18 protein-coding genes and 1 pseudogene are annotated in these 21,514 nt (G+C 55.7%); 3 read left to right on the forward strand and 16 right to left on the reverse strand.

The window, feature by feature from the left end; all coding sequences use genetic code 11:
• Positions 1-3: 3 nt before the first annotated feature.
• Positions 4-1,206 (forward strand): NO-inducible flavohemoprotein, encoded by a 1,203-nt coding sequence (hmpA, locus tag ABIE48_RS20685; RefSeq protein WP_192715654.1) that lies wholly within the window; start codon positions 4-6, stop codon positions 1,204-1,206.
• Positions 1,207-1,485: 279 nt separating this feature from the next.
• Here hmpA and ABIE48_RS20690 read toward each other — a convergent pair.
• Positions 1,486-1,984, reverse strand: a pseudogene (locus ABIE48_RS20690) (Crp/Fnr family transcriptional regulator).
• 343 nt (positions 1,985-2,327) lie between these two features.
• Here ABIE48_RS20690 and ABIE48_RS20695 point away from each other — a divergent pair.
• Entirely contained in the window at positions 2,328-2,717 is a 390-nt protein-coding gene (locus tag ABIE48_RS20695) for a YhjD family protein (RefSeq protein WP_145023747.1), read from the forward strand.
• 134 nt (positions 2,718-2,851) lie between these two features.
• On the opposite strand, the gene ABIE48_RS20700 is transcribed toward ABIE48_RS20695, so the two are convergent.
• The 8 genes from ABIE48_RS20700 to ABIE48_RS20735 all read right to left on the reverse strand — a co-directional run bounded on the left by ABIE48_RS20700 (position 2,852) and on the right by ABIE48_RS20735 (position 13,579).
• Positions 2,852-3,766 (reverse strand): hypothetical protein, encoded by a 915-nt coding sequence (locus tag ABIE48_RS20700; RefSeq protein ID WP_145023745.1) that lies wholly within the window; start codon positions 3,764-3,766, stop codon positions 2,852-2,854.
• A 16-nt stretch (positions 3,767-3,782) separates the two neighbouring features.
• A complete protein-coding gene (locus tag ABIE48_RS20705) occupies positions 3,783-5,144 on the reverse strand; it encodes a nucleotide sugar dehydrogenase (protein WP_076169958.1) in 1,362 nt (453 codons plus the stop codon).
• Between the two features lie 69 nt (positions 5,145-5,213).
• Complete coding sequence (locus ABIE48_RS20710; RefSeq protein WP_145023743.1) at positions 5,214-6,020, reverse strand: response regulator; 807 nt, start codon at positions 6,018-6,020, stop codon at positions 5,214-5,216.
• Between the two features lie 49 nt (positions 6,021-6,069).
• Positions 6,070-7,437 carry a glycosyltransferase family 2 protein gene (locus ABIE48_RS20715; RefSeq protein WP_186325989.1) on the reverse strand — a complete coding sequence of 456 codons (1,368 nt, stop codon included), beginning with the start codon at positions 7,435-7,437 and terminating at the stop codon, positions 6,070-6,072.
• Between the two features lie 43 nt (positions 7,438-7,480).
• A complete protein-coding gene (locus ABIE48_RS20720) occupies positions 7,481-8,674 on the reverse strand; it encodes a HEAT repeat domain-containing protein (protein WP_105444596.1) in 1,194 nt (397 codons plus the stop codon).
• Between the two features lie 36 nt (positions 8,675-8,710).
• A complete protein-coding gene (locus ABIE48_RS20725) occupies positions 8,711-10,945 on the reverse strand; it encodes a hypothetical protein (RefSeq protein ID WP_483312661.1) in 2,235 nt (744 codons plus the stop codon).
• A gap of 868 nt (positions 10,946-11,813) precedes the next feature.
• Entirely contained in the window at positions 11,814-12,314 is a 501-nt protein-coding gene (locus ABIE48_RS20730; RefSeq protein WP_145023740.1) for a YhjD family protein, read from the reverse strand.
• Positions 12,311-13,579: a DNA polymerase IV gene (locus tag ABIE48_RS20735; protein ID WP_089548129.1), complete on the reverse strand. Its 1,269-nt coding sequence runs from the start codon at positions 13,577-13,579 to the stop codon at positions 12,311-12,313. Before ABIE48_RS20735 ends, ABIE48_RS20730 begins: the two co-directional genes overlap by 4 nt.
• 302 nt (positions 13,580-13,881) lie before the next feature.
• Here ABIE48_RS20735 and ABIE48_RS20740 point away from each other — a divergent pair, with 302 nt between their 5' ends.
• Positions 13,882-14,556 carry an SOS response-associated peptidase gene (locus ABIE48_RS20740; RefSeq protein ID WP_105444601.1) on the forward strand — a complete coding sequence of 225 codons (675 nt, stop codon included), beginning with the start codon at positions 13,882-13,884 and terminating at the stop codon, positions 14,554-14,556.
• 126 nt (positions 14,557-14,682) lie between these two features.
• On the opposite strand, the gene ABIE48_RS20745 is transcribed toward ABIE48_RS20740, so the two are convergent.
• From ABIE48_RS20745 to ABIE48_RS20775, 7 genes are all read right to left on the reverse strand, one after another.
• On the reverse strand, positions 14,683-15,069 hold the full coding sequence (locus tag ABIE48_RS20745) for a cupredoxin domain-containing protein (RefSeq protein ID WP_076169951.1): 387 nt from the start codon (positions 15,067-15,069) through the stop codon (positions 14,683-14,685).
• A gap of 42 nt (positions 15,070-15,111) precedes the next feature.
• Positions 15,112-15,303, reverse strand: a complete 192-nt coding sequence (tatA, locus tag ABIE48_RS20750) for a twin-arginine translocase TatA/TatE family subunit (protein WP_105444599.1) — start codon at positions 15,301-15,303, stop codon at positions 15,112-15,114.
• Between the two features lie 68 nt (positions 15,304-15,371).
• Positions 15,372-17,051: a GMC family oxidoreductase gene (locus ABIE48_RS20755; protein ID WP_192715861.1), complete on the reverse strand. Its 1,680-nt coding sequence runs from the start codon at positions 17,049-17,051 to the stop codon at positions 15,372-15,374.
• A 67-nt stretch (positions 17,052-17,118) separates the two neighbouring features.
• Positions 17,119-17,904, reverse strand: a complete 786-nt coding sequence (locus tag ABIE48_RS20760; RefSeq protein ID WP_260869335.1) for a gluconate 2-dehydrogenase subunit 3 family protein — start codon at positions 17,902-17,904, stop codon at positions 17,119-17,121.
• Positions 17,905-18,214: 310 nt separating this feature from the next.
• The gene (locus ABIE48_RS20765; RefSeq protein ID WP_076169947.1) at positions 18,215-18,502 is read right to left on the reverse strand and encodes a stage VI sporulation protein F; all 288 of its coding nucleotides are present in this window, start codon (positions 18,500-18,502) and stop codon (positions 18,215-18,217) included.
• A gap of 62 nt (positions 18,503-18,564) precedes the next feature.
• Positions 18,565-20,616 carry an ATP-dependent DNA helicase RecG gene (gene recG / locus ABIE48_RS20770; protein ID WP_089548132.1) on the reverse strand — a complete coding sequence of 684 codons (2,052 nt, stop codon included), beginning with the start codon at positions 20,614-20,616 and terminating at the stop codon, positions 18,565-18,567.
• Positions 20,617-20,629: 13 nt separating this feature from the next.
• Positions 20,630-21,487: a DegV family protein gene (locus tag ABIE48_RS20775; protein ID WP_192715655.1), complete on the reverse strand. Its 858-nt coding sequence runs from the start codon at positions 21,485-21,487 to the stop codon at positions 20,630-20,632.
• Positions 21,488-21,514: the final 27 nt, after the last annotated feature.

Raw genomic sequence — 21,514 nt, forward strand, 5'->3', positions numbered from 1 at the left:
TTTATGCTGAGCCAACAAACCATTGATACGATCAAATCGACCGTTCCGGTACTGGAAGTACACGGACAGTCCATTACATCCGTCTTTTATAACAATCTCTTCAAGGATCATCCAGAGCTTCTGAACATATTCAACCATGCCAACCAGCGCCAAGGACGGCAGTCGGCCGCCTTGGCGGGCGCCGTCTATGCCGCGGCCGCGCATATCGATCATCTCGAGGATATCATTCCAGCCGTCAAGCAGATCGGGCAGAAGCACCGGGCGCTGCAAATCAAGCCGGAGCATTACCCGATCGTCGGGCAGTATTTGCTTGGGGCCATCAAGGAAGTTCTTGGCGATGCGGCCACGCCGGAAATTCTTGAAGCCTGGAAAGAGGCTTACGGCGTCATTGCAGACGCATTTATCAGCGTGGAAGCGGAAATGTACCGGGAAGCTGAAGCCGCACCGGGAGGCTGGTCCGGTTTCCGCCCATTCGTCGTGGAACGGAGAGTGAAGGAGAGCGAAGTGATCACTTCCTTCTATTTAAAACCGCAAGACGGCGGACCGATCGCCTCTTATTTGCCGGGACAATACATCACGGTCCGCGTTCAGCCTGAAGGCCAGCCGTATACGCAGATCCGCCACTACAGCTTGTCCGCTGCGCCGGGCGGTTCTTCCTACCGGATTTCTGTGCGCCGCGAAGATGCCGCGCCAGGTAAACCGGCAGGCGTCGTCTCCAACTATCTGCACGGGCACGCCCAAGAAGGCACCGTCCTTGAAATCAGTGCACCGGCGGGCACGTTTACGCTGGATCAGACCCAAGACATTCCAGTCGTGCTGATCAGCGGCGGGGTCGGCCTGACGCCAATGGTCAGCATGCTGGAGACGCTGCTGAAAGAACAGCCGGCCCGTAAAGTCACTTATGTTCACGCCGCGATTAACGGAAGCCATCATGCGATGAAGGAGCATATCGCCGACCTTGAAGGCGCGCATCCGCAAATGTCCTCCTACCTCTGTTATGAGACACCGCTTGAGGGCGACAGCTGCCATAAAACCGGATATATCGACGCTGCATGGCTGCAGCAAATCGTCGATCCAAACGCTGATTTTTACTTCTGCGGCCCGGTTCCGTTCATGCGCACCGTCTACAGCGCCCTTAAGGAGCTGGGAATCCCCGCAGAGCGGATCCATTACGAATTTTTCGGCCCGGCAGGCCAGCTCGACTAACGTATCGGCGGCGGGCCAAGCTCGGTTAGCTTGTCAGCTCGCGGGACAACCCCGCCTATCGGACTACGGTGTCATTGGAGGCTAATGCAACGTCAATGCAATGCGCGGAGTTAGCTAATGCGATGCGCTGAGTTAGCAAATGCGATTTCCAAACCGGCCAATACGATTTACTAAAATGCACAAAGGGGCTGCCCCCAGGTTCAGAGAACCTGAATGGGGCAGCCCCTTTGTTTGTTTACCGAACCGTTCGCGTATGGCGGATGGCTGGATGGCGTTATGTCAATGTCCTCGGAGCAGCCGGTTGATCGTTTCCCTGCGTACACCGATCAGCTGGCCGATCTCCTCCTGGGTCAGCAGCTCGGTAAAGTGGATACCGTGGGCGTAGCTGTCCAGCCAATCGGTCAGCAGCGCCAGCCTCTCGGCCGGAGTCCCGACGGTTAGGTGGTCGATCCGCTGCTGCATAAAGCGCACCTTTTCCTGCAGCAAAAGGGCGATTTCAAGCGCCTTCTCCGGGTGCTCACGGAGCTCGCGGTACCACTCCTCTGCCGGAATTTTCTCGACTTCGCTGCGCATCAGGGCCGTTGCCGTACCGTGGATATCCTTTGGGGTGATCAACGAATGGTGAGGCACCGTTTCCCCCGGATAAAGCACGTTAAACAGAACGCTGTTCCCGTTTTTATGGACGCCGTGTTACCTTGAACAAACCGCTCTTGATATGGTATAAAAATTCCCCGCTGTCCCCCTGTCTGAATAATATTTCTCCTTTGTTCAAAAACATGATTCTTCCTCCAACCTAAAGTTCCGCGATTCCAAGTTTCTTTTGTTCAATACCGCTTCTGCGAAGCTAACCAGGGTCTCATCGCAAAATATAAAATTTTGGCCTCTGTGGAGCTGACAACCGTTCCCCGGCTATCATCACTGCTCCACGCTTTCCCGTCTGTGGTAAATCTTATGAGTACATTTGATAAACGCTTCTCTTTATTATATCAAATCCACCCGTCCGGACCGATACTCTGCGCGCTTCCATAAATTCGTTATTGCCTTCCCGAATACTTTTGCCTTAACATGAGTATAATTAGAACGTATGTTCCTATACTGTTAGTAAGGAAGTGCCATGCCTCATGAAAGCATCCCTCTCCCCTCCGGCCCCCTCGGAAGAAGACGGCCGTCTGGTCAAAGCCTACCTGCTGCACGTGGTTTTGCTTGATGCGTTGGAGCAGGACGTTCGCCTGATCGGCACTGTCCCGCTGAAGATGGCACAGCTGTATATCCGCGCCCTGTCGTCCATCCAGGATCAGATTATGGCAAGCCTGACATCGATCCGCCGCGAGATGAAGGCCCGCGGCATTCGGGTCTACGAGGAAACCCGGACCGCCAAGGGCATTGAGGCGTCGTACCTGTGCCGCGGATACCAGCGGCGGTTCGCCATGCTCTGGACGTACGTGCAGGCGGAATCGGGCCTCGTGCTCAGCCGTTATCTCGGCATCCGGCTGCCGGATCCGGATGCCTGAAGTGAAGCCCCCGGCAAGCGGGGCCTTTTATATCGGTGTGCGATGTGCGTTCAACCTTGTGCGGTGCCGAGGCTGCTCTCCATCCACGAAAAAAAGCGTGCGAATGGTTTCCCTCTTCGCACGCCTGATTCCATTTACTGATTGGACTTCTCGGGCTTCTCGTCCGAAGCCGCTGAAGCGATTTTGTCCTGCCAAATTTCATAATGGTGTACCGCCAGTCCGGCAAAGGAAGGATGGCTGTCGCCCAGACTGTTCACAGACTTCATCTCTTCCTCCATCACAGGCACGGCCTTGCCAAAAAACGTGATGTGCGAACCTTCTTCGGTGTCGCCCAGCTCCATGCCGATCCATACCGATTTACCGAGCTGGTCCGCTTCATCCAACTGCTCGCGGGCCACATCGTAAATCTTCCGTCCACTGTCCCGGTACGACATGACGGCGACGGCATCAAACTGGCTGATCATCCACCGGCTCAGGTTCCCGCTGCCGTTGGCATCCTTAACGTTGCCCAGCCAGAAGGGAACGGCCGCACTCATGTACAGGCCCTTCTCCTTGCCCTGGGCTACCCATTTTTCCACATTGCTGCTCCATTCGCGGACTACGCCGTCCTGATCCCTCTGCCAGCGTCTTAACTGATAGGGCTCCACATCCAGCTGGATGCCGGCAAACTTCTCGCTCGGGGCTGCTTTTGCATTATAATCAAACACCCACTGCAGAAATTGATCCGCCTGCCTGCTCTGTCGTTCATAGGCCCAATCGGGCTGCCCGTCCAGCGCGTGCACGGCAATGCCTTCCTCATAGGCTGCCGCAATAAAGCGGCGGTAGTCCTCATCGCTAACCTTTTTCTGAACCTGAAGGAAGATCGTGCCTACGTTCTGCTCCCTGCAGAATGCTATAATTTTGCCGGGATCCTTGATCAGCTCGGTATCCCACAGCCAGGTCGCTTTTTGATCTTCCATCGATGACGATTTTAACAGGAGAGGCAGGAGCAGCAAGCCGCAGATGACTAGGATCACCGGGATTTTCGCTTTTTTGAGCAGCTCTCCCAAACCATCCCCTCCTTTATTATACGATTAACGCCACATCCGGCTCTTCCACGTGCTGCACCGAATGTCCGATTTTGTAAATATGAGGCAGGGTGTAGTTTTTGAATGCATTGCGCGTATCGATGATCGGCACGCCCATCGCCGCGATTTCGCCGTAGTCGAGTCCGCTGTGATTGGTGATCAGCACCATGCAGTCGTATTTTTTAAACTGCGCCGGATCGTAGGCTACGCTGTGCACGGTCTCGCCGTGTTTGTCGCGGAAGCTGACAGCGTACGGATCGTAGTATTCCACGTTCGCGCCGTTCTCTTTGAACAGCTCGTAGACTTCAAGCCCCGGAGATTCGCGCAGGTCGCTGATGTCCGGCTTGTAAGCCATGCCGAGGATGAGAATCGACGATTTCTTGATGGACTTCGCGTATTCGTTCAGAATTGTCGACGTCTTGCCGATAACGTAATACGGCATGTTGTCGTTGGTCGACTGTGCCAGCTCGATAAACTTGCTGTAGAAGCGGAAGCCCTTTGCCTTCCACGACAGGTACATCGGATCGAGCGGAATGCAGTGTCCGCCGATGCCAGGACCCGGATAGAACGGCATAAAGCCGAACGGCTTGGTTGCCGCTGCGTCGATGACTTCCCAAATGTCGATGCCCATGCGGTCGCACATCATGGCCATTTCGTTGATGAAGGCGATGTTTACGCTGCGGAACGTGTTTTCTAGCAGCTTGGACATTTCGGCCACTTTCGGCGAAGTGACAGGCACCACCGTCTGTACATACTGGGAGTAGAGCGCCGTCCCCAGCTCAAGGCAGGCCTCGGTCGTACCGCCGATAACTTTTGGCGTATTGAAGGTGTTAAAGCGCACATTGGAAGGGTCCACCCGCTCCGGAGAGAAGCAGAGGAAGAAGTCTTCGCCCACCTTGTAGCCGAGCGCTTCGATTTCCGTCTGGATCAGCTCTTCGGTCGTACCCGGGTAAGTCGTGCTTTCCAGGGTAATCAGCATGCCTTTTTTCATGTGCAGCTTGATTTGATCCACAACGCTCGTAATGTAGGACGTATCCGGATCTTGGTTTTCGCTGAGCGGTGTCGGCACGCAAATGCTGAGCGCGTCGATGACGGCGATCATGCTGTAGTCCGTCGTCGGCTTGAAGCGTCCGCTAGCCACGACCGCGGCCAAGTCTTCGGAAGAGATATCGGTGATATAGGATTCGCCCTGATAGATTTTATCGATTTTCGCAGGATCCACGTCGATACCGATTACAGTAAAGCCCTGCTTGACCATTTCCACGGCCAGCGGAAGTCCTACGTATCCCAGTCCTACTACGCCCAATACGGCCTTTTTGGTTTTAATTCCTTCCAACAACTGCTCATATTCGTGATTCACAAGCACTCAACCTCCATTAGATGTAAGTTTTGGTATGCTGCTAAGTAACGCTCAAGAAAAGCGGATGATTTAGTGAAAGCACCGGTGTATACGGGCATCCAGCTCTACCGGAGAGAAAGGCTTGGTCACATAGTCGTCTACTCCGTGTTTAAAGCACTGGCTGATGGTTTGCTCCACGCGCTGTTCGGTCAGCACGACGATTTTCGGCGTGTTGTCGACCGGCAGCTGCTGGATTTGGTGAATGAACGGCAGCCCGTCAATCCCGTAAAGGTTGAGCTCCGTCAGCACCAGATCCGGCTCCCATTTCTCGATCAGTTCCAGGGCGGACGTGCCGTCATGAGCGGCCAGTGTCTCGTAGCCCTGCATTTTCAGACGAATCTGGAGAAACTCGCGGACGGTGGCGTCATTGTCGACGATCAAAATTCTTCCGGCCTCTTCCGCGGCCTCCTCTTTCGTAAATATATGAATATCGGACGATGTGCTGAGCTTTGTGGACTCGGCCATCTGTTTGAGAACGCCAGGCGTAGGTTCGACCTGCCCCGGGAATACGGCCAGCGTAATCCGCGGATCTGCATCCTTCACCGTCTCCTGCAGCTGCTGCTTCAGAAGCAGCGCCTGGTAATGGGCCGCATCCAGCGTAAGTCCCGGCAGCAGAATCGCCAGCGTCCGGGTTTGCGCATCCTTCAGCACCTCATAGTCGAGCCCGGAACCATGCTGCAAAATCTCCCGAACCCGCTCTTCCAGCTGCGGGGGGTTCGCACTGCTGTACAGAAACATGATTCCGCAAGTGTCCGGCGACGTTTCCTTCAAACGTTCTCCCAGATGGTGGTACACATCGGTCGTCTGTTCTCTCTGTAAAGTTACGGTTTGCGGCATAATCCACTCCCACCTCTCTCAAATGTATAAATCTTTGAATCGGGGCCCATCAGGCCGTTTTGCTTTCTTCGCTCCAGCTTTGCCGGGTCATCGTTCCCCAGGAATTGTTGTTCTGGAGATACTGGATATGTCCTTGGACGCGCCACAGCACGCCGAGCTGATGGTATCCGAAAAACTTCAGCGCGGAGAACAGCAGCATTTTCCACAGATCGGACAATTTCTTGTATCGCCGGAAGGCGATTTCCTCCAGGACGATGGCACCGACGCTGAGCAGATAGCCGCTCAGGAAGTTCAGAAGGAAGAAAGTCAATAGAATGCGCCAGTGAGTCATGTCCAGCAGCGTATATCCTACCAGAGCCAACAGGCCCGTGATTCTAAAATAAGGGTTTAACGTTTCAAACAGGACGTTGTATGGCATCGTGATCATACCCATGACCTTGTACTTCGGATTGAACAGCATTCCGCGGTTCTCGATCATGTTCTTCAGATTTCCCCGCCCCCAGCGCTTGCGCTGGTTGGAGATAATCTTGTACGTATCCGGTGCCTGCGTCCAGCAGACCGCTTCAGGGCAAAAAGCTACCTTGTACGGGATTTTATGGCTGAGCATGTACCGGTGAAGCTTGATGATGATGTTCATGTCTTCTCCCGGATAACCGCCGCGGTACCCGCCAACAGCAATGACATAGTCCTTGCGGAAAAGGCCGAACGCGCCCGAGACAATGATCAGGCCGTTCATATGGCTCCAGCCGATCCGTCCGCCCAGGAAGGCTTTCATATACTCGATGGACTGGAACATCGGCCAGATCTTGCGCGGCAGCGACACTTTCTGCACCGCACCGTTCTCGATCAGACAGCCGTTGGCAATACGCACGTCGCCGCCGATCGCCACCATTTCCTCCGGATTCTCCATGTACATGCGGGCCATGCGGATCAGGGCATCCTTCTCCAGCAGCGAGTCCGCGTCGATCGAAGAGATCAGCGGATAATGCGACAAGTTGATACCGGCATTCAGCGAATCGGCCTTGCCGCCGTTTTCCTTATCTATTACAAACAGGGAGGGATAATCGGGATTATGATAAACGCCTCGAATCTCCTGCGTGTCGATCGTCCCCCGGAACTCCGGATTCGGCATTTTCTTCAGCCGGAATTCCTTGATGAGCACATCCACCGTATTGTCGCTGGACCCGTCGTTAATGACGATGACCTCGTAGGTCGGATAGTTGAGCGTCAGCAGGCAGTTGACGTTCTCGCTGATGGTCAGTTCCTCATTGAAGGCCGGCACCAGCAGTGATACCGGAGGCACCAGCTCCGAGCCGGACAGCGTATTGTAATTGGAATATTTGGACCTCCGGTAGATGGTCCCGATGTTCCGGTACGACAGGATCATAATGGTAAAGTACAAAATGTTAACGATCATGACGTAATACACGGCGACCATGCCGTAATACATTAGTATGTCTCTAAGCAGAGTAATCCCCTCCTACAGCGGCTACCCCGCCAACCCGTTTGGCCGGCTGCTTCACGCCGAAATAACGGTCGTACAGAAGCCGTTTCTTGTTGTAAGCCACCATTTGTTCGATCGCGCTGTGCTCGCGCTCCTTTTCCATCACCAGCTCGATCCGGTGCAGAGCAGCCTCGCGCTGGATGCCGGCGCCGGTCAGCGCGGCCTGGCACAAGGCCTCAAAGCCGGCTTCTCCCAGCTCCGCCAAGCTCTCGGCGCTGTTATAGCGCACCTTCCAGCTGGAATCGCGGAGCGCATCGGTCAGCAGCGGAATGCTGCCTGCGGCGTGCAGCTGGCCAAGCGCTCTGGCCGCCTCGGCCCGGACTTCCCAGCTTCGGTCGCTCATCAGCTGGGCGATCGTATCGTCCTTGAGCGCTGGATTTGTAGTGAGATACAGCTTGACCGCTTCGGCGCGAACGTCCTTCTCTTCCGCACCGACCAAACGTCCCAGAACCGGCATGACTTCCGGTACAGCTTGTCCCCACATGGCCACCAGTCCCACCTTGACCAGCGCGGAATCGGAGTCGTTCAGCAGCTTGAGCAAAATCGCACTCGAATCCAGCCCCGTCTCCAGCATAATATCCGCCGCCAGGTTATGGATCGGCTTGCCGTGAGACAAGAGGGCGCGCAGCATCTGGAGCAGATCCTCGCTGTTATCCGCCGCTTTCGCAATGGAGCGGGCCATAACGATCGACAGCGAGCTGTATTTGCGTTTTTGCAGGATGTTCTGCAGCAGCGGCACCGCCTCCGGCGCGCGCATGCCTCCCAAACGGTAGGCCGCCTCCAGCCTCCGGCCGTACCGGATGCTGCGGAGTGCTTTCAGGTCCTCCTCCACAAAGCCGGCCTCCCGGCACAGTTCGATCAGCTTGAGACGGTAATCGCCTTTAAACTGCTCGATCCACTCGATAAATTTATCCTGAATCACTCTCTTTTCAAGCTTCTTCAGCTTGCCGGGCGGAAGCCTCAATTCGACATTGTCCTGCAGATTGGCCTGAACGTACACAAAGTAGTCATGATGCTTCTTCGCATACGCTTCACGGTTCCGAAGTTCCCGGTTATGCGATATTTTCATCTGGAGCAACAGCAGAATCCCTAGGGCAATCAAGCCGAGGCACACATAGATGAAAATATAGGCAACGGTTAAATGAAACATGTTAGCAGGTTCCTCCTTTTTAGAAAGTCAATTCTCCTACTCCTTTTTCTCTTTAGGGCCGGAAATTTTCGTAAAAGCATCCTTCATGATGTAATAGCTCTGCTTCAACTGTTCACTGTACTGCACCGTGTCCCACTGCTTCCAGGTATACAGCGGCAGGCTTTGCACGTTCAGCGTCTTCTGGTCTCCTCCGGGCCAGGACACGCCGCTTCCGTCACGCTGGACGATCCACGGAATAAGCCGTATCCCGTCGGTTGTGGTCGTGCCGAAGTAACTCCGTTCCTTCAGCGGACCGTAGTCGATGACCTGAAGGGAGCTCGGATCCGAGAAGCCCAGCAGCATCCACGGGATTCGCATCTCTATCGAATCACCGCTGTACTGCCAAGAAGTCAGCGAGTCGAACGTCTCCTTGCTGCGGTCCGTCGTCCCTCTTTTCAGCGTACCCATCGTCTTGTCGATGAACGGATGCGAAAAGCGCGTATCCGGCGGATTCATGAGCAGGCTGATCGCCAGCTTCCAGGGATGGAACGGCGCCGTGTTTCCAGCCTCGGCCTCGGGCAGCATCCAATAACCGTCTTTGCCGTACAGCCGCTGGTGAAAATCATAATCGGCCGCGATTTCCACCTGGGACTCCTCGTCCTTGCCAATTTCGATCAGCGTCTCGGGCGCCCCGCCTTCCAGCTTCCTCCCGGGAAGCTGCTTCGCGGACGGCTGGTTGCCGCCTGTGATCGTGTCGGCACCGATGTAGAGCTTCGACTTGGCCGGATCAAATGGATGATCCAGCTTCATGCCGATGTACAGGTAGCCCTCATCATGCGTAATTTTCATATCCTGGACTCCCGGGATCTTGCCCTGCCAGTGCTGTACTTCCCCTTCCGGGAGCCTGTCCCAGTCGGCGAGATTACCGTCAATCGTAATCAGCTTCTCCTTGCCCGGCAGCATGCCGAGCAGGCCGAACATTTTCTCATTGGTCAGAACGTTGATCCAATAGGACCTCCGGTCTTCAGGCAGTTCCATCGGCATCGTGTTCCAGGTTTTCTTGAACCATTCGTCCTGCCACATGAACAGGATGGCGCCAGCGTAGCCTTCGTCGTGAATGTCTTTGGTCAGGGATGCATCGATCTCTCCCTGCTCCTGTTCGTTATGGCCGCCCTGATCGCGCCCTCCGGCGCCAAAATGCGACACGCCGACAGAAGAAGGAACACCGTACTCCGTGACCATCAGCGGCATGTCCTTATACTTGGCCTTTAGCTGACGGAGATAAGCTTTGTAGGTATTGTAGTTCCCCTGGTCGTCCTTGATCGTCTGGAGCGTCGAATCCGTCCGGAAAAAGTCCGGGTAATACGGATAGACGTGATAGGCCGCGAAATAACCGCCTTTCCAGCCGGTAGGCTGAACATGCCGGGCATCAACGCTCGCCATGTCTTCCTCGAACAGCGGTTCGCCAGGGTGGCTGAGCACATCGGTCGTGACCCAGTTGGTGAAAGTCACGGGATGCTCCCAACCGTAATGCTCCTCCTGCTCGGCCGTATAGTCAAGCAAGCTGGCCAGCCAGTTTTCGAACGGAGCCGCATCTTTTGTACCCGAAAAATACTTGCCCTGATAGGCCTTCACGTCGCTGTGCACCTTGTTCGTATTTTTGACCATACCCGGGTCCCATTCGGTTCCAAGATGCCATGCCATCAAGTACTTGCCGGCATTCGCCTTGTACTCCCCGCTTGCCGCACCCTGCTTCTGCGGGATCGTGACATCGCCGTATACCGCGGCCACCGCTTTCTTGATTTCCTCTTTGAACTGTTTCGTAATATCCCCCGAATAGGCGTCCTGCTGCTCGATCAGCTGTTCTTCAGGCGACCAGATCCCCTGCATAAAATACAGAGGGTCGTCCCCCTTGTCTTTGTTGTACTTGACGAGAGCCTGATAGAATACGGGCTGGTGAATCGTATAGACCCGTATGACGTTAGCGCCCATGTCGTCAATTTCTTTAAACCAGCGCAGATAATCTTCCTCGGTCGCCGGCAGCTCCCCCGGAAAATGTCCCGGCACCGTGGCGCCAAGATTAACGCCTTTAACGAATATCTCTTTCCATGTCCCGTCCTTCTCGTACTTCAGGAAACGGTCCCCCTGGGTTTTAAACGTAAATCTCGTACCGTCCGGATCTTTGTAGGCCGCAGCCGTCGGGTTCTTCAACATCAGTCCCGCCGCCCCGCCTCCGGCTATGAGAACCGCAGCCGCCGTGATCCAAATAAATAGTGTTTTACGTCTGATCATCGCCTCTTCGTTCCCACCTCGTTTTCGATTTTTGCCTCATCGGTCCGGGGCTTGGCCTTCGCCTAAATCTAATTTTTAACTATTCGGCCCCGATCTGTAAACTAGGCTAGTAGTTGGAAATTTCCCACCCCGCCGACCTAGCCCGCCACTCCCTCGTGCGGACCATAGAGCCCTGCCATCCCCTGTCAGCCGGCCCCGTTACGAATGACAAAGAAACGTAAACCAAGCCTTGAGCCGACAGGTTAACTGGACATTTATACGCCTCAAAATTGCTAAAGTTGTGGTCTTTTTAACAGCTTTATCCATAAAGATTACAAAATTGATACCATAGTCCGATAAAGCGACAGCGAAAAACCGCGTCACATCAACGTTTGCCAATTTATGTCAAACTACAAAAATGAGGACGTGGTCCCGGGTAGGACCTCCTGTCTTTTTTTCACCAAATCATTCCATTTACTGGATTTCTATTACCAGACTTTTCGTTCATTTTTGTGGTCCTTCCTCCCCGTTCCCCCGCTCCTTTTTGACTAGGATCATCGGGCAGGTTTTTCAAAAATCAATCGCTATGGGGGCTTTTTTTAAAATCGCAATTTGTTGAAATTTACCATTGGCGTCCTTTTTCCCGCCGAATTGCAAAACGTATGATCCCCCGGATTTCCAAAATAGGAAACAGGCCCCATTCCGTTCCTGGGCGTTCCACTCCCATACCTACCCTGGATCTCGGCGGCTGAACCTGGTAATTTCTGCTGCACGCTTCCTATCCATCGTTATGGCCATAGCGCCTGGATGTCCGCCGATCCTGATCTCCTCCAGGTACGACACGCCAAAAGCCCGTTGTCTCCCAGACAAGACAACGGGCTCCATTCGGTTACTTCTGCTTATGATCCTGCAGACGGGCGTACAATGCCGTAATCAGCCGGTCCGAGTACCGTCCGATTCTTACGCTGACCTCCGTGCGCATATAATCCCGCGTGATCGTGAAGGTATCCTCATACCCATGAAACGAATACCGGTACCAGATCATCTGGGTGTCCTTTCCCTCCTGGGTCAGATCGATGCGCTCATCGAGGAAGGTTTGTTCTACTTTGGACAAATCCTTCTGGATGTCCTGCAACAGGACCTGGGCCACCTTCGAATAAAGGTGCTTCAAGGCCTCGCTTGACGCCTCGATCGCCTGGATCCGCTTCTTCACAATCGATATCATGACCGGGAGCAGGATTCTGTCCCGCATCAGCTCCAGGTCCTCCCTGCGGGGCGGCCGGTGTTCCTCCGCCTGCTGCGAGCGCCTCTTCAGCAGTTCCTCCCGGTGCTGTGGCAGCATCATGCGGCTGGATTCCCAAATCCCGTTATTCTCAAGCTTCTTGCTCATTTATAATGCCCCCCGATTTTCATGGACCGCTCCGCCGCCTGGCCGGCGCCCGTAAGGGAAGAGGCTCTTACGATCGCCATGCTGCCGTACCGCTGCTTGATATGGTCCGTCGCCTTTTCCAGAGCCCGCAGCCGCTCCTGGTCTTCAAACAGCGTCAGCTGGTAATTCCGGTCGTCGCTGAGCTCGCTCAGCATGACCCCGGCGCGCCTAACGGGCATGCGGTCCCAGTGCTTATAAAAAATCGCTTTTACGGCTTCATACACCTTGTTCGTGTTGTTCGTGGGATCCGGCATCTTCATTTGCCGGGAAAAGCCTGTCGGCGCGTCATAAGGGCTGCACATGCAGCTGACCGTGACGACCGAGCCCATGTATCCCTTCCGGCGGCAGTCGCGGCATACTTCTTCCGTCAGCTCCAGCAGGATCGTGTCGACCTCCTTGGGGATGGCGTAGTCCCGGGGCAGCGTCATCATATGCCCGACCGATTTGGGAGGCTTGTCGAACGTTTCCGGGGTCACCTTGCTGTCGTCCATGCCGTTGGCGGTGCGCCACATCACTTCGGCCTGGATATCCGACTGCTTGCCGAACCGCGCCCGGAATTTATCCTTCAGCTGGGGAAGAGGCGTTCTCGCCACATCCCCGATCGTCGTCATGCCGAGCTTGGCAAAATGGGCCGTCATGCGCGAGCCCACTCCAAACATTTTATGGACCGGCTGCGGCCACAGATTCTTCTCGATGTCGGCTTTGGGCAGTATAAAAATGCCTTCCTTGTTCTTCTTCGCCCAAATGTCGGTGGCGATTTTAGCCAAAATTTTGTTCGAGCTGATGCCGACCCGCACCCAGACTCCCGTCTCCTCCATCACCTTCTGCTGGATCGACTTGGCAATGCTCACGGGGTCGCCGAAGAGAGCCAGGCTGCCGGTCACGTCCAGAAACTGCTCGTCGATGCTGAATATCTCGACCAGATCGGTATATTCCTCGTAAATCCGGGTAATCTGAAGCGAGACATCGATATAATGCTGCATTCTTGGACGCATAATGACGAGATCCGGGCACTTCTTGAGCGCCTCCCCCAGCCGTTCGGCGGTCGATACCCCGTAGCTCTTGGCGATCGGGCAGGCGGCCAGAATGATGCCCGATCTGCGCATCGGGTCTCCGGCAACGGCGAGCGGCCTGTCTTTATACTCCGGATGATCCGCTTTCTCTACGCTTGCATAAAAGCTCTGACAATCGGCCAAAAATATAATTCTCTCCTTTGATCTGCTCAAGCGCACACACCCTCCACATCCACTTTGGCATTTCGTTAAACCGGTTTGGGCCGGGCAGCTCCGAGAAGCTCTAGCTCCCTAAAGACCGCTCGTCGAAAAAAACGATCCGGGCTGCTTCCCTCTCCACGAAGCATGCTCACTCGGTAAGCGAACGTATATTCGTATTATATACCAAACACATGTTCTCTATGCAAATGTATTTTTTGACAGCCTTCCCTTGCTGCTGGCAGACAGGCTGGCGTAAACCGGCATCCCGCGGTACACTGTTTACAACGATCATTCCACAAAAGGGGGAGTGCCTGATGTGCGGCCGTTATACACTGACCGTGTCGATGGAAGAATTGATGCTGCGCTACGAGCTCGAGCTTGCGCTGAACTTTCATCCCCGTTACAATATCGCTCCGGCGCAGAACGTACTGGCCGTCATTCACGATGGAAGCAGCCTTCGCGCCGGTCAGCTTAAATGGGGGCTGGTCCCGTCCTGGGCCAAGGACAGCAGCATGGGGAGCAAGATGATCAACGCCAGAAGCGAAACGCTGGCGGACAAGCCGGCCTATAAGCTGCCTTTTGCGAGGAAGCGGTGCCTGATCCCCGCCGACGGATTTTATGAATGGATGAAAACCGACAGCGGCAAAGTCCCTTACCGGATCACCCTCCGGGGCGGGGGAATCTTCAGCATGGCCGGCCTCTACGACACCTGGCTGCAGGAGGACGGCAGCAAGCTGAGCACCTGCACGGTCATCACTTCCGGGCCCAATGCACTGATGGCGCCGATCCATGACCGGATGCCCGTCATTTTGCGCCCGGAGGACGAAATGGCCTGGCTGGACCGCGGGCAGACGGACGTAAACGCCCTGCAGAAGCTGCTCGTGCCCTATCCTGCCGAGGAAATGGAAGCTTACCCGGTCTCAAGGACGGTCAATTCGGTTAAAAACGATACGCCCGATTGCATCGAACGGGTGCCGGAAGGCGCGTAACCGTTTATATGCAAAAAAAGCGCCGCCTTGCACGAACCTTTACGGTCCGGCTGGGCGGCGCTTTCTGGGTTCTGCCTCCTGTTTCGTCAGAAGGCAGTCCGGTGCTCCATCATCTGCCAAGTCAATTTATTCAACAATCAGAGTCCCCTTCATATCGCTGTGGCCGGCACCGCACATGACGGAGCAGTGGAACTCATGCTCACCTGCTTGATCGGCGGTAAACTCTGCAGAGCTTGGCTTCTGCAGGTCCACGTTGAAATCGGGAATGGCCAGACCGTGGTTTCCATCTTTGTTCTCCAGCGTAATTTTGACTTTTTCGCCCTTTTTGACCTTGATCTCGGATGGCTCAAACTTAAAGTTTGACGCCGTCACCTTGATTTCCTTCACGCCGTCCGAGCCGCCGGAAGACGAAGACTCATCCGACGAGCCGCTCCCGCTTCCGCCGCTGCTTCCGCAGGCGCTAAGCACAAAAACCAGCAGCAGTGTAAGTCCCATCAGCATCCATTTTTTCATGTTAAATCCCTCCATTTGAAATAAATAAGTATGGTTGTTCTGTTATCCTTCCTGGCGGCGCCCCGCATCTTGCTTCTCCTCATCCTCTTCCGTCAGATGCCGCGCGGAGCTACGGAATTCGTGAAGCGTCGTTCCCACCGCCTTGCCGAGCTGCGGCAGCTTGGACGGCCCGAACAGCAGCAGGACGAGCAGCAGCAACAGCAGCAGCCCCGGTATTCCGATCGTCGAAAGCATGGCCGATCCCTCCTTTTCCATTTTGAAGTCGCATGACCGTCACGCAGTAGCCCGAAAGCACTGCCTGTTCAGACAAGCATGCCTCCCTGTTTCAAATACTTCTGGATCCCTTCCGCCGCCCGGTAGGCAAGCGCGCCGACGGTATCGGTCGGATTGTAGCCGCTGTTATGCGGAAATGCCGAAGCACCTACCACAAATACGTTTTCCGCTTCCCACATCTGCAGGTAACTGTTCACCGCCGACGTTTCCGGGTCCGCGCCCATAATGACCCCGCCGGTATTGTGGGTGGATTGGTAAGGAACGATATTGTAAGGATCTAGCTTGTCCTTGATCTCCACATGGGAAGGACCCATCTCCTTCATGACCTCACCGGCCTTGTCTGCCAGAAACTTCGTCAGCTCACGGTCCTGATCTTCGAAATCAAACGTAATCCGCAGCAGCGGTTTGCCGTAAATATCCTTATAGGTCGGATCGAGATCCAAATAGTGGTGCTTCCAGGGCAAGCTTGCCCCCTGCGTCGCTACGGTCAGCACGCGGTTGGCGTACTTCAGCGTGGTCTTCTTCCATTCCTTGCCCCAGGTCGGCGTGCCCTGCGGCGCCGGGTTGTTTTCGATCGGGCGCAGGCCGTTCTGGCTGATCCGGATGCCCGCCCCGTGCAGAAACTTCAAATCGGAGTGGTCAAAGTTGTCCCCGTTGAAGTCGTCGAACTCCATCCCCAGCGCTCCGGCGCCCATGAACGTGCTGAATTCCTCATCATCGTAAAAGCCGACCGCGTGCCCGGAGTTGACCTGATACGCATAATTCCGGCCGATCGTTCCCCGGCCGGTTTTCCGGTCATAGGGCGTTCCGAGCTTGGAGCTCAGCAGCAGGCGCACGTTATTCAGCACGAAGCTGCCGAGAATGACCACGTCCGCCGGCTGGGTCACCTCTTCCCCGGTCACCGTGTTGATGTACACTACCCCGGTCGCCTTTTTGCCGTCATGGAGAATTTCGGTCACGTTCGAGAACGTGCGCACCTCCAGCTTGCCGGTGGCCATCGCCGTCGGGATCACAGTCACGACCGGATCCGCCTTGGCGCCGTACTCGCAGCCGAACCGCTCGCAAAATCCGCAGTACTGGCAGGCCGCACGGGAGACGCCGTCCGGGTTTTTGTAGTTCTCGCTCAGGTTGGCCGAAGGGATCATGTACGGATGGTACCCGAGCTTTTTCGAAGCCTCCTCGAACCTTTGCAGGATCGGCGTTTTTTTCATCGGCGGAGTCGGAAACGGATGGGACCGTTTGCCAAGCATCGGGTTCGCTTCCGATTCCCCGGAAATGCCGGCCATCTGCTCGAACTTGTCGTAATACGGCTCGATTTCATCATACGTGATTCCCCAGTCCTGCAGCTGCATGCCGGCGGGAATTTTGCCTTTTCCATACCGATCGACCGTCTTGCTGTAAATCTCAAAGTCATACGGCAGGAAGCGGTGCGTCTGCCCGTTCCAATGCGATCCGGCGCCGCCGAGCCCGTCCCCCAGCAGGAAGGAGCCATAGCTGCGCATCGGCAGTGCCCTCATCGATTCCGCATTGCGGAACGTGATCGTTTCCTTGGACAAGTCCTGCATCAGTTCAAAACGCCGCGCATACCGCAGCTCATCATGATCCATGAAATAATCTTCCGTACTCCGGCTTTTTCCGCGCTCCAGTCCGACGACCTGGACGCCCGCTTTGGTCAGCTCGGCCGCAATGATGCCGCCGACCCAGCCCATTCCAACAATAACCACTGGTACTTTAGGTAATTTGGCCAATTCTGATGTCCCCTTATATCTGTGAAATTTATTCGCTCATGTGAGCCTGCAGGCTTTTCGGCTGGATCTGGACCAGCCCTTCCTTCGTAATCTGCTGGGCGTAGCTCATCTGGTTGCCCGGAAAATTCCGCATCTTCCACCCGTTCATATTCCGGTTGCCGCCATAGAGCGGATCGGCGTATACGCCCTCGATCGTCAAATTTTTCAGCATGTTGAAGAAGCTGCTGCTCGTCACCCCGCGCATGGGGAATTTGTCCCCTTTCTCCATGGCGGTCAGCACTTCGTCCTGCTGCTGGCCCTCAAGCTCCGTAAAAGCCTTTTGGTGCTTTTGCTGGCAGTAGCTCTTCAGTCCCTCCAGGCCCAGCGTGAACATCTCGTTGCGCTTCAGCCGTGACTGCTCCCCCTGCGTTGCCTGGGCCTGGACAAAAGGACCCATCATATAGTCCCGCGCGTTATACCCCCATGGGCCTGCGAGCTGATGATCAATAAAAAAGGCGACGCCCAGCGCCTTGGCACCGGGACCGTTCTCATCTTCGGGATAAATCCTTTCGGCCGCCGCTTCGGTCATTTTAAACTGCTCCTGGTTAAAGAACATCAGCGCATCCTGCAGCGAAGTCTCAGGCTTGCTGCCCGTAGGCGCCGTCTTGGGGGCCTGATTTTTCTCCAGACTGTCCGTCAGGACGCCCCCGAACACGCCGCCGACGACCAGACCGCCAAGCGTCATTCCCGAGGCTTTCAAAAATTTCCGCCGGGATTCATCCGGTTCTTTCGACCGGGCCGGCTTGCTGCTCTTCCCCAATTTCAGTCCTGGCAACATGATCCCTCCAATTATGAATATTGTGGATGCAATAAAGAAGACCACTTCGAATCAGTTACCCAAAATTTCTCTGTTTCAAACGCAATATCTGACATCAGACGTCATATTGCGACCAAATGACTAGGACGAACCTCGCGGTTTCCATCACAACCGCTGCAATGATCTTCAAAGGAAGAGAATCCGCAAATCACCTGACAGCCTATACGTCAAGAAGTTCGGGCAGGTCTCGCTGCTGCCTGCTTTGAATACAAAAAGAGCCCCCCGGGTTTCTCCCGGAGGGCTGCATTCTAAGCGCTTGTATGCTTTTTTAGCGGAACATTCCCCACAACTTGATCAGGTGGAACGTATTGTTGGGATCGATCTTTTGGGCGATCACAAACCGGACGATTTGTCCTTCCTCGGCGCCGGTCAGCTTCTCGTTCAGGATGGACGATGCCGACTTGACCAGCCGCTGTACCCTGGCCGGATCCTGCAGGTCCTGTTTGTTTACGCCTTCGATCAATTTTTTAATGCGCTCCTTGGTGGCCGGATTTTTCATCTTCAGCTTGATCCGTGCGACCAATTGGGGGCTGATTCCGTACTGCTGATAACCCATATTGGCACCTCCCGTCTAATGCAGTCCAACTAAGTATATGACGGGAGGGGTTGTCCACTGACCTAATCGACCAAATCTCCTTGAAAAATCTGCTCCTGCTGCAGATAGTCCCGCAGCGGCCCGTACGCCGGGGAGGTCCAGAACGCGGGATCCGCCACCAGCCGGGCGGCGTCATCCCTCGCCTGCTCCAGCACGGCAAAGTCGCTCACCATGTCCGCCAGGCGGAACTCGGGCAGACCGCTCTGCTTCGTACCGAAGAAATCGCCCGGTCCGCGAAGGTCCAGGTCGCGCCGGGATACCTCAAAGCCGTCGTCGGTCTCGGTCATGACGTTCATGCGCTCCTGCCCGACCTCCGACTTCGGATCGGCGATCAGCACGCAGTAGGAAGCGTGCTCACCGCGTCCGACACGGCCCCGAAGCTGATGCAGCTGCGACAGGCCAAAACGGTCCGCGTCCATAATGACCATCAGCGTCGCGTTCGGCACGTCCACCCCGACCTCGACGACGGTGGTCGAGACGAGCAGCTGCACCTCGTTTTCGTAGAAGGCCCGCATCACTTCCTCCTTCTCGGCCGGCGTCATACGGCCGTGCAGCAGGCCCACCTTGTAGGAAGGGAACGCCTGCTGCATCTGGACATGCAGATCGATCGCGTTCTGCACGTCCAGCTTGTCCGACTCCTCGATCAGCGGACAGATCAGGTACGCCTGGCGCCCCTGGTCCACCTCTCGGGCGATGAAGCCCAGCACCCGGTCGAGCATATTGTGCTTGACCCAGTACGTCGTGATCGGGATCCGTCCTTTCGGGCGCTCCGACAGCGTGGACACGTCCATGTCGCCGAACGCTGTAATCGCCAGCGTCCGCGGGATCGGCGTCGCGGTCATCGTCAGCACGTCCGGATTATACCCCTTGCGCCGCAGAATGCCGCGCTGGTTGACGCCGAACCGGTGCTGCTCGTCGGTGACCACGACGCCCAGCTTGCGGAAAAACACGTCCTCCTGGATCAGGGCGTGCGTTCCGACGACGATGTCGGTCAAGCCCATCTGCAGCGAGGCGAGCAGGTCCTTGCGCTTGCGCCCCGTAACGCTGCCTGTCAGCAGGCCGACGGTGATGCCGAACGGCTCAAACAGCTTCTGCAGCGAGCGCGTATGCTGCTCGGCCAAAATTTCGGTCGGCACCATCAGCGCGCCCTGATAGCCCGAACGCACCGACGCGTACAAGGCGATCGCCGCCAGCACCGTTTTGCCGGAGCCGACGTCTCCCTGCAGCAGCCGGTTCATGCAGTGCGGCGAGCGCATGTCCTGCAAAATTTCGAGCTCGACCTTCTTCTGCGCATCGGTGAGCTCGAACGGCAGGCTGCGCACGAACTCGCGCATCGTTTTGTTGTCCACCGTATGGACGACGCCGTCCATCCGCTCCCGGTTCAGGGCGCGGAACGCCTGCATTTTCAGCTGAAACAGAAACAGCTCCTCATAGACCATCCGCTCGCGACCCTGCTGCCCTTCCCCGGTATCCTGGGGCTGATGGATCGTGGCGATCGCCTTTTTCCGCGGCATCAGATGGTACTTCCGCAGCAGTTCCTCCGGCAAAATTTCCGGGATCATTTCCCCGTACTGCTCGAGCGCCTGGGTCATCGTTTTGCGCATCCAGGTCTGCGTAATTTTGCCCCCGACCGAATAGACCGGCTGCACCGTACCGCTGCGCCATGCCCCCTGGTCCGGAAACTCCGACTCCGACACAGTCAGCTGCATACGGCGCTGGTCCCATTTGCCGACGAGCACGATTTCGCGCCCGGAGGTCAGCTGATCCTTCAGAAAATGCCGATTGAACCAGGTGGCGGTGAACATCCACTCCTCAGCCATCATTTTGCAGCTGAGGCGGGACTTTCGCCCATACCGCTGCAGTACGGGAACGCCCATCACCTTCGCCTGGATCGTAATTTTGTCCCCGTCCTTCACGTCCTGCAGCGAACGGAGCCGGTAATCCTCGTACCGGAACGGATAATATTCCAGCAAATCCTTCACCGTAAAGATGCCAAAGGCGTGAAGCTCCCCTTCCTTGAGGGCGCTCACGCCGCGGACCTGCCGTACCGATATTTGTTCAAGACTCAGACTCATGGTTATCCCTCATTTAAGCGGGCCATATAAACACGGCCAGCGTCCCGGGCCCGACATGGGTTCCGACGACCGGTCCGATGTTCGTCAGAACGACCTCCTGCAGCCGGAAGTCCCGCGACAGATCCTCAAGCACGGGCTCGGCTGAAGCCGGGTCGGCCGTATGGCCCACTGCCACATTGATGTTTTGAACGCCGCCCAAATCCTCCCGAAAACGCTCCAGGATCCGGGCCAGCGCCTTCTTGCGGCCTCTGACCTTCTCCACCGCATAAATAATGCCTTCTTCGTCAATGGACAGAATCGGCTTGATGTTCAGCAGGTTGCCGATCATGGCCGCCGCCTTGCCGATTCGTCCTCCCTTTTGCAAATATTCCAGCGTGTCCACGAGAAAATACAGCTTGCGCTGCCTGCGCACCTCTTCAACGGAACGCACGATCTCCTCTGCAGTTTTGCCTTCGGCAGCCAGTCTGGCTGCATGCACGACCAGCAGGCCGAATCCGTAGGACGCCGATTTGGAATCGACGATCGTAATATCCGGGTCGCCCTCCAGCATGGACTTGGCAATCGTGGCCGATTGATACGTGCCGCTCAGCCCGGAGGAAATATGAATGGAAATAATTGGAGATCCCGGATATTCATTCATAATTTCTTGATAAACCTGCATATAATCTGCTGGAGAAGCCTGCGACGTGGTCGGAAGCTGCTCGGACTGGACAAGCCGTTTGTAGAACACCTCGGCGGAAATATCCACGCCGTCTTCAAAGGTATCCTCGCCGAACATCAGCCGGAGCGGAACGACGTGAATGTCATGCTGCTTCGCGATATCCTCGGGTATATCGGCCGTACTGTCCGTTACAATTACCGGTTTGGTCATCGAATGGGGCCTCCTTCATTTTCATTC

It is taken from the genome of Paenibacillus sp. OAE614, assembly GCF_040546645.1.
Taxonomy (GTDB): domain Bacteria; phylum Bacillota; class Bacilli; order Paenibacillales; family Paenibacillaceae; genus Paenibacillus_AQ; species Paenibacillus_AQ favisporus.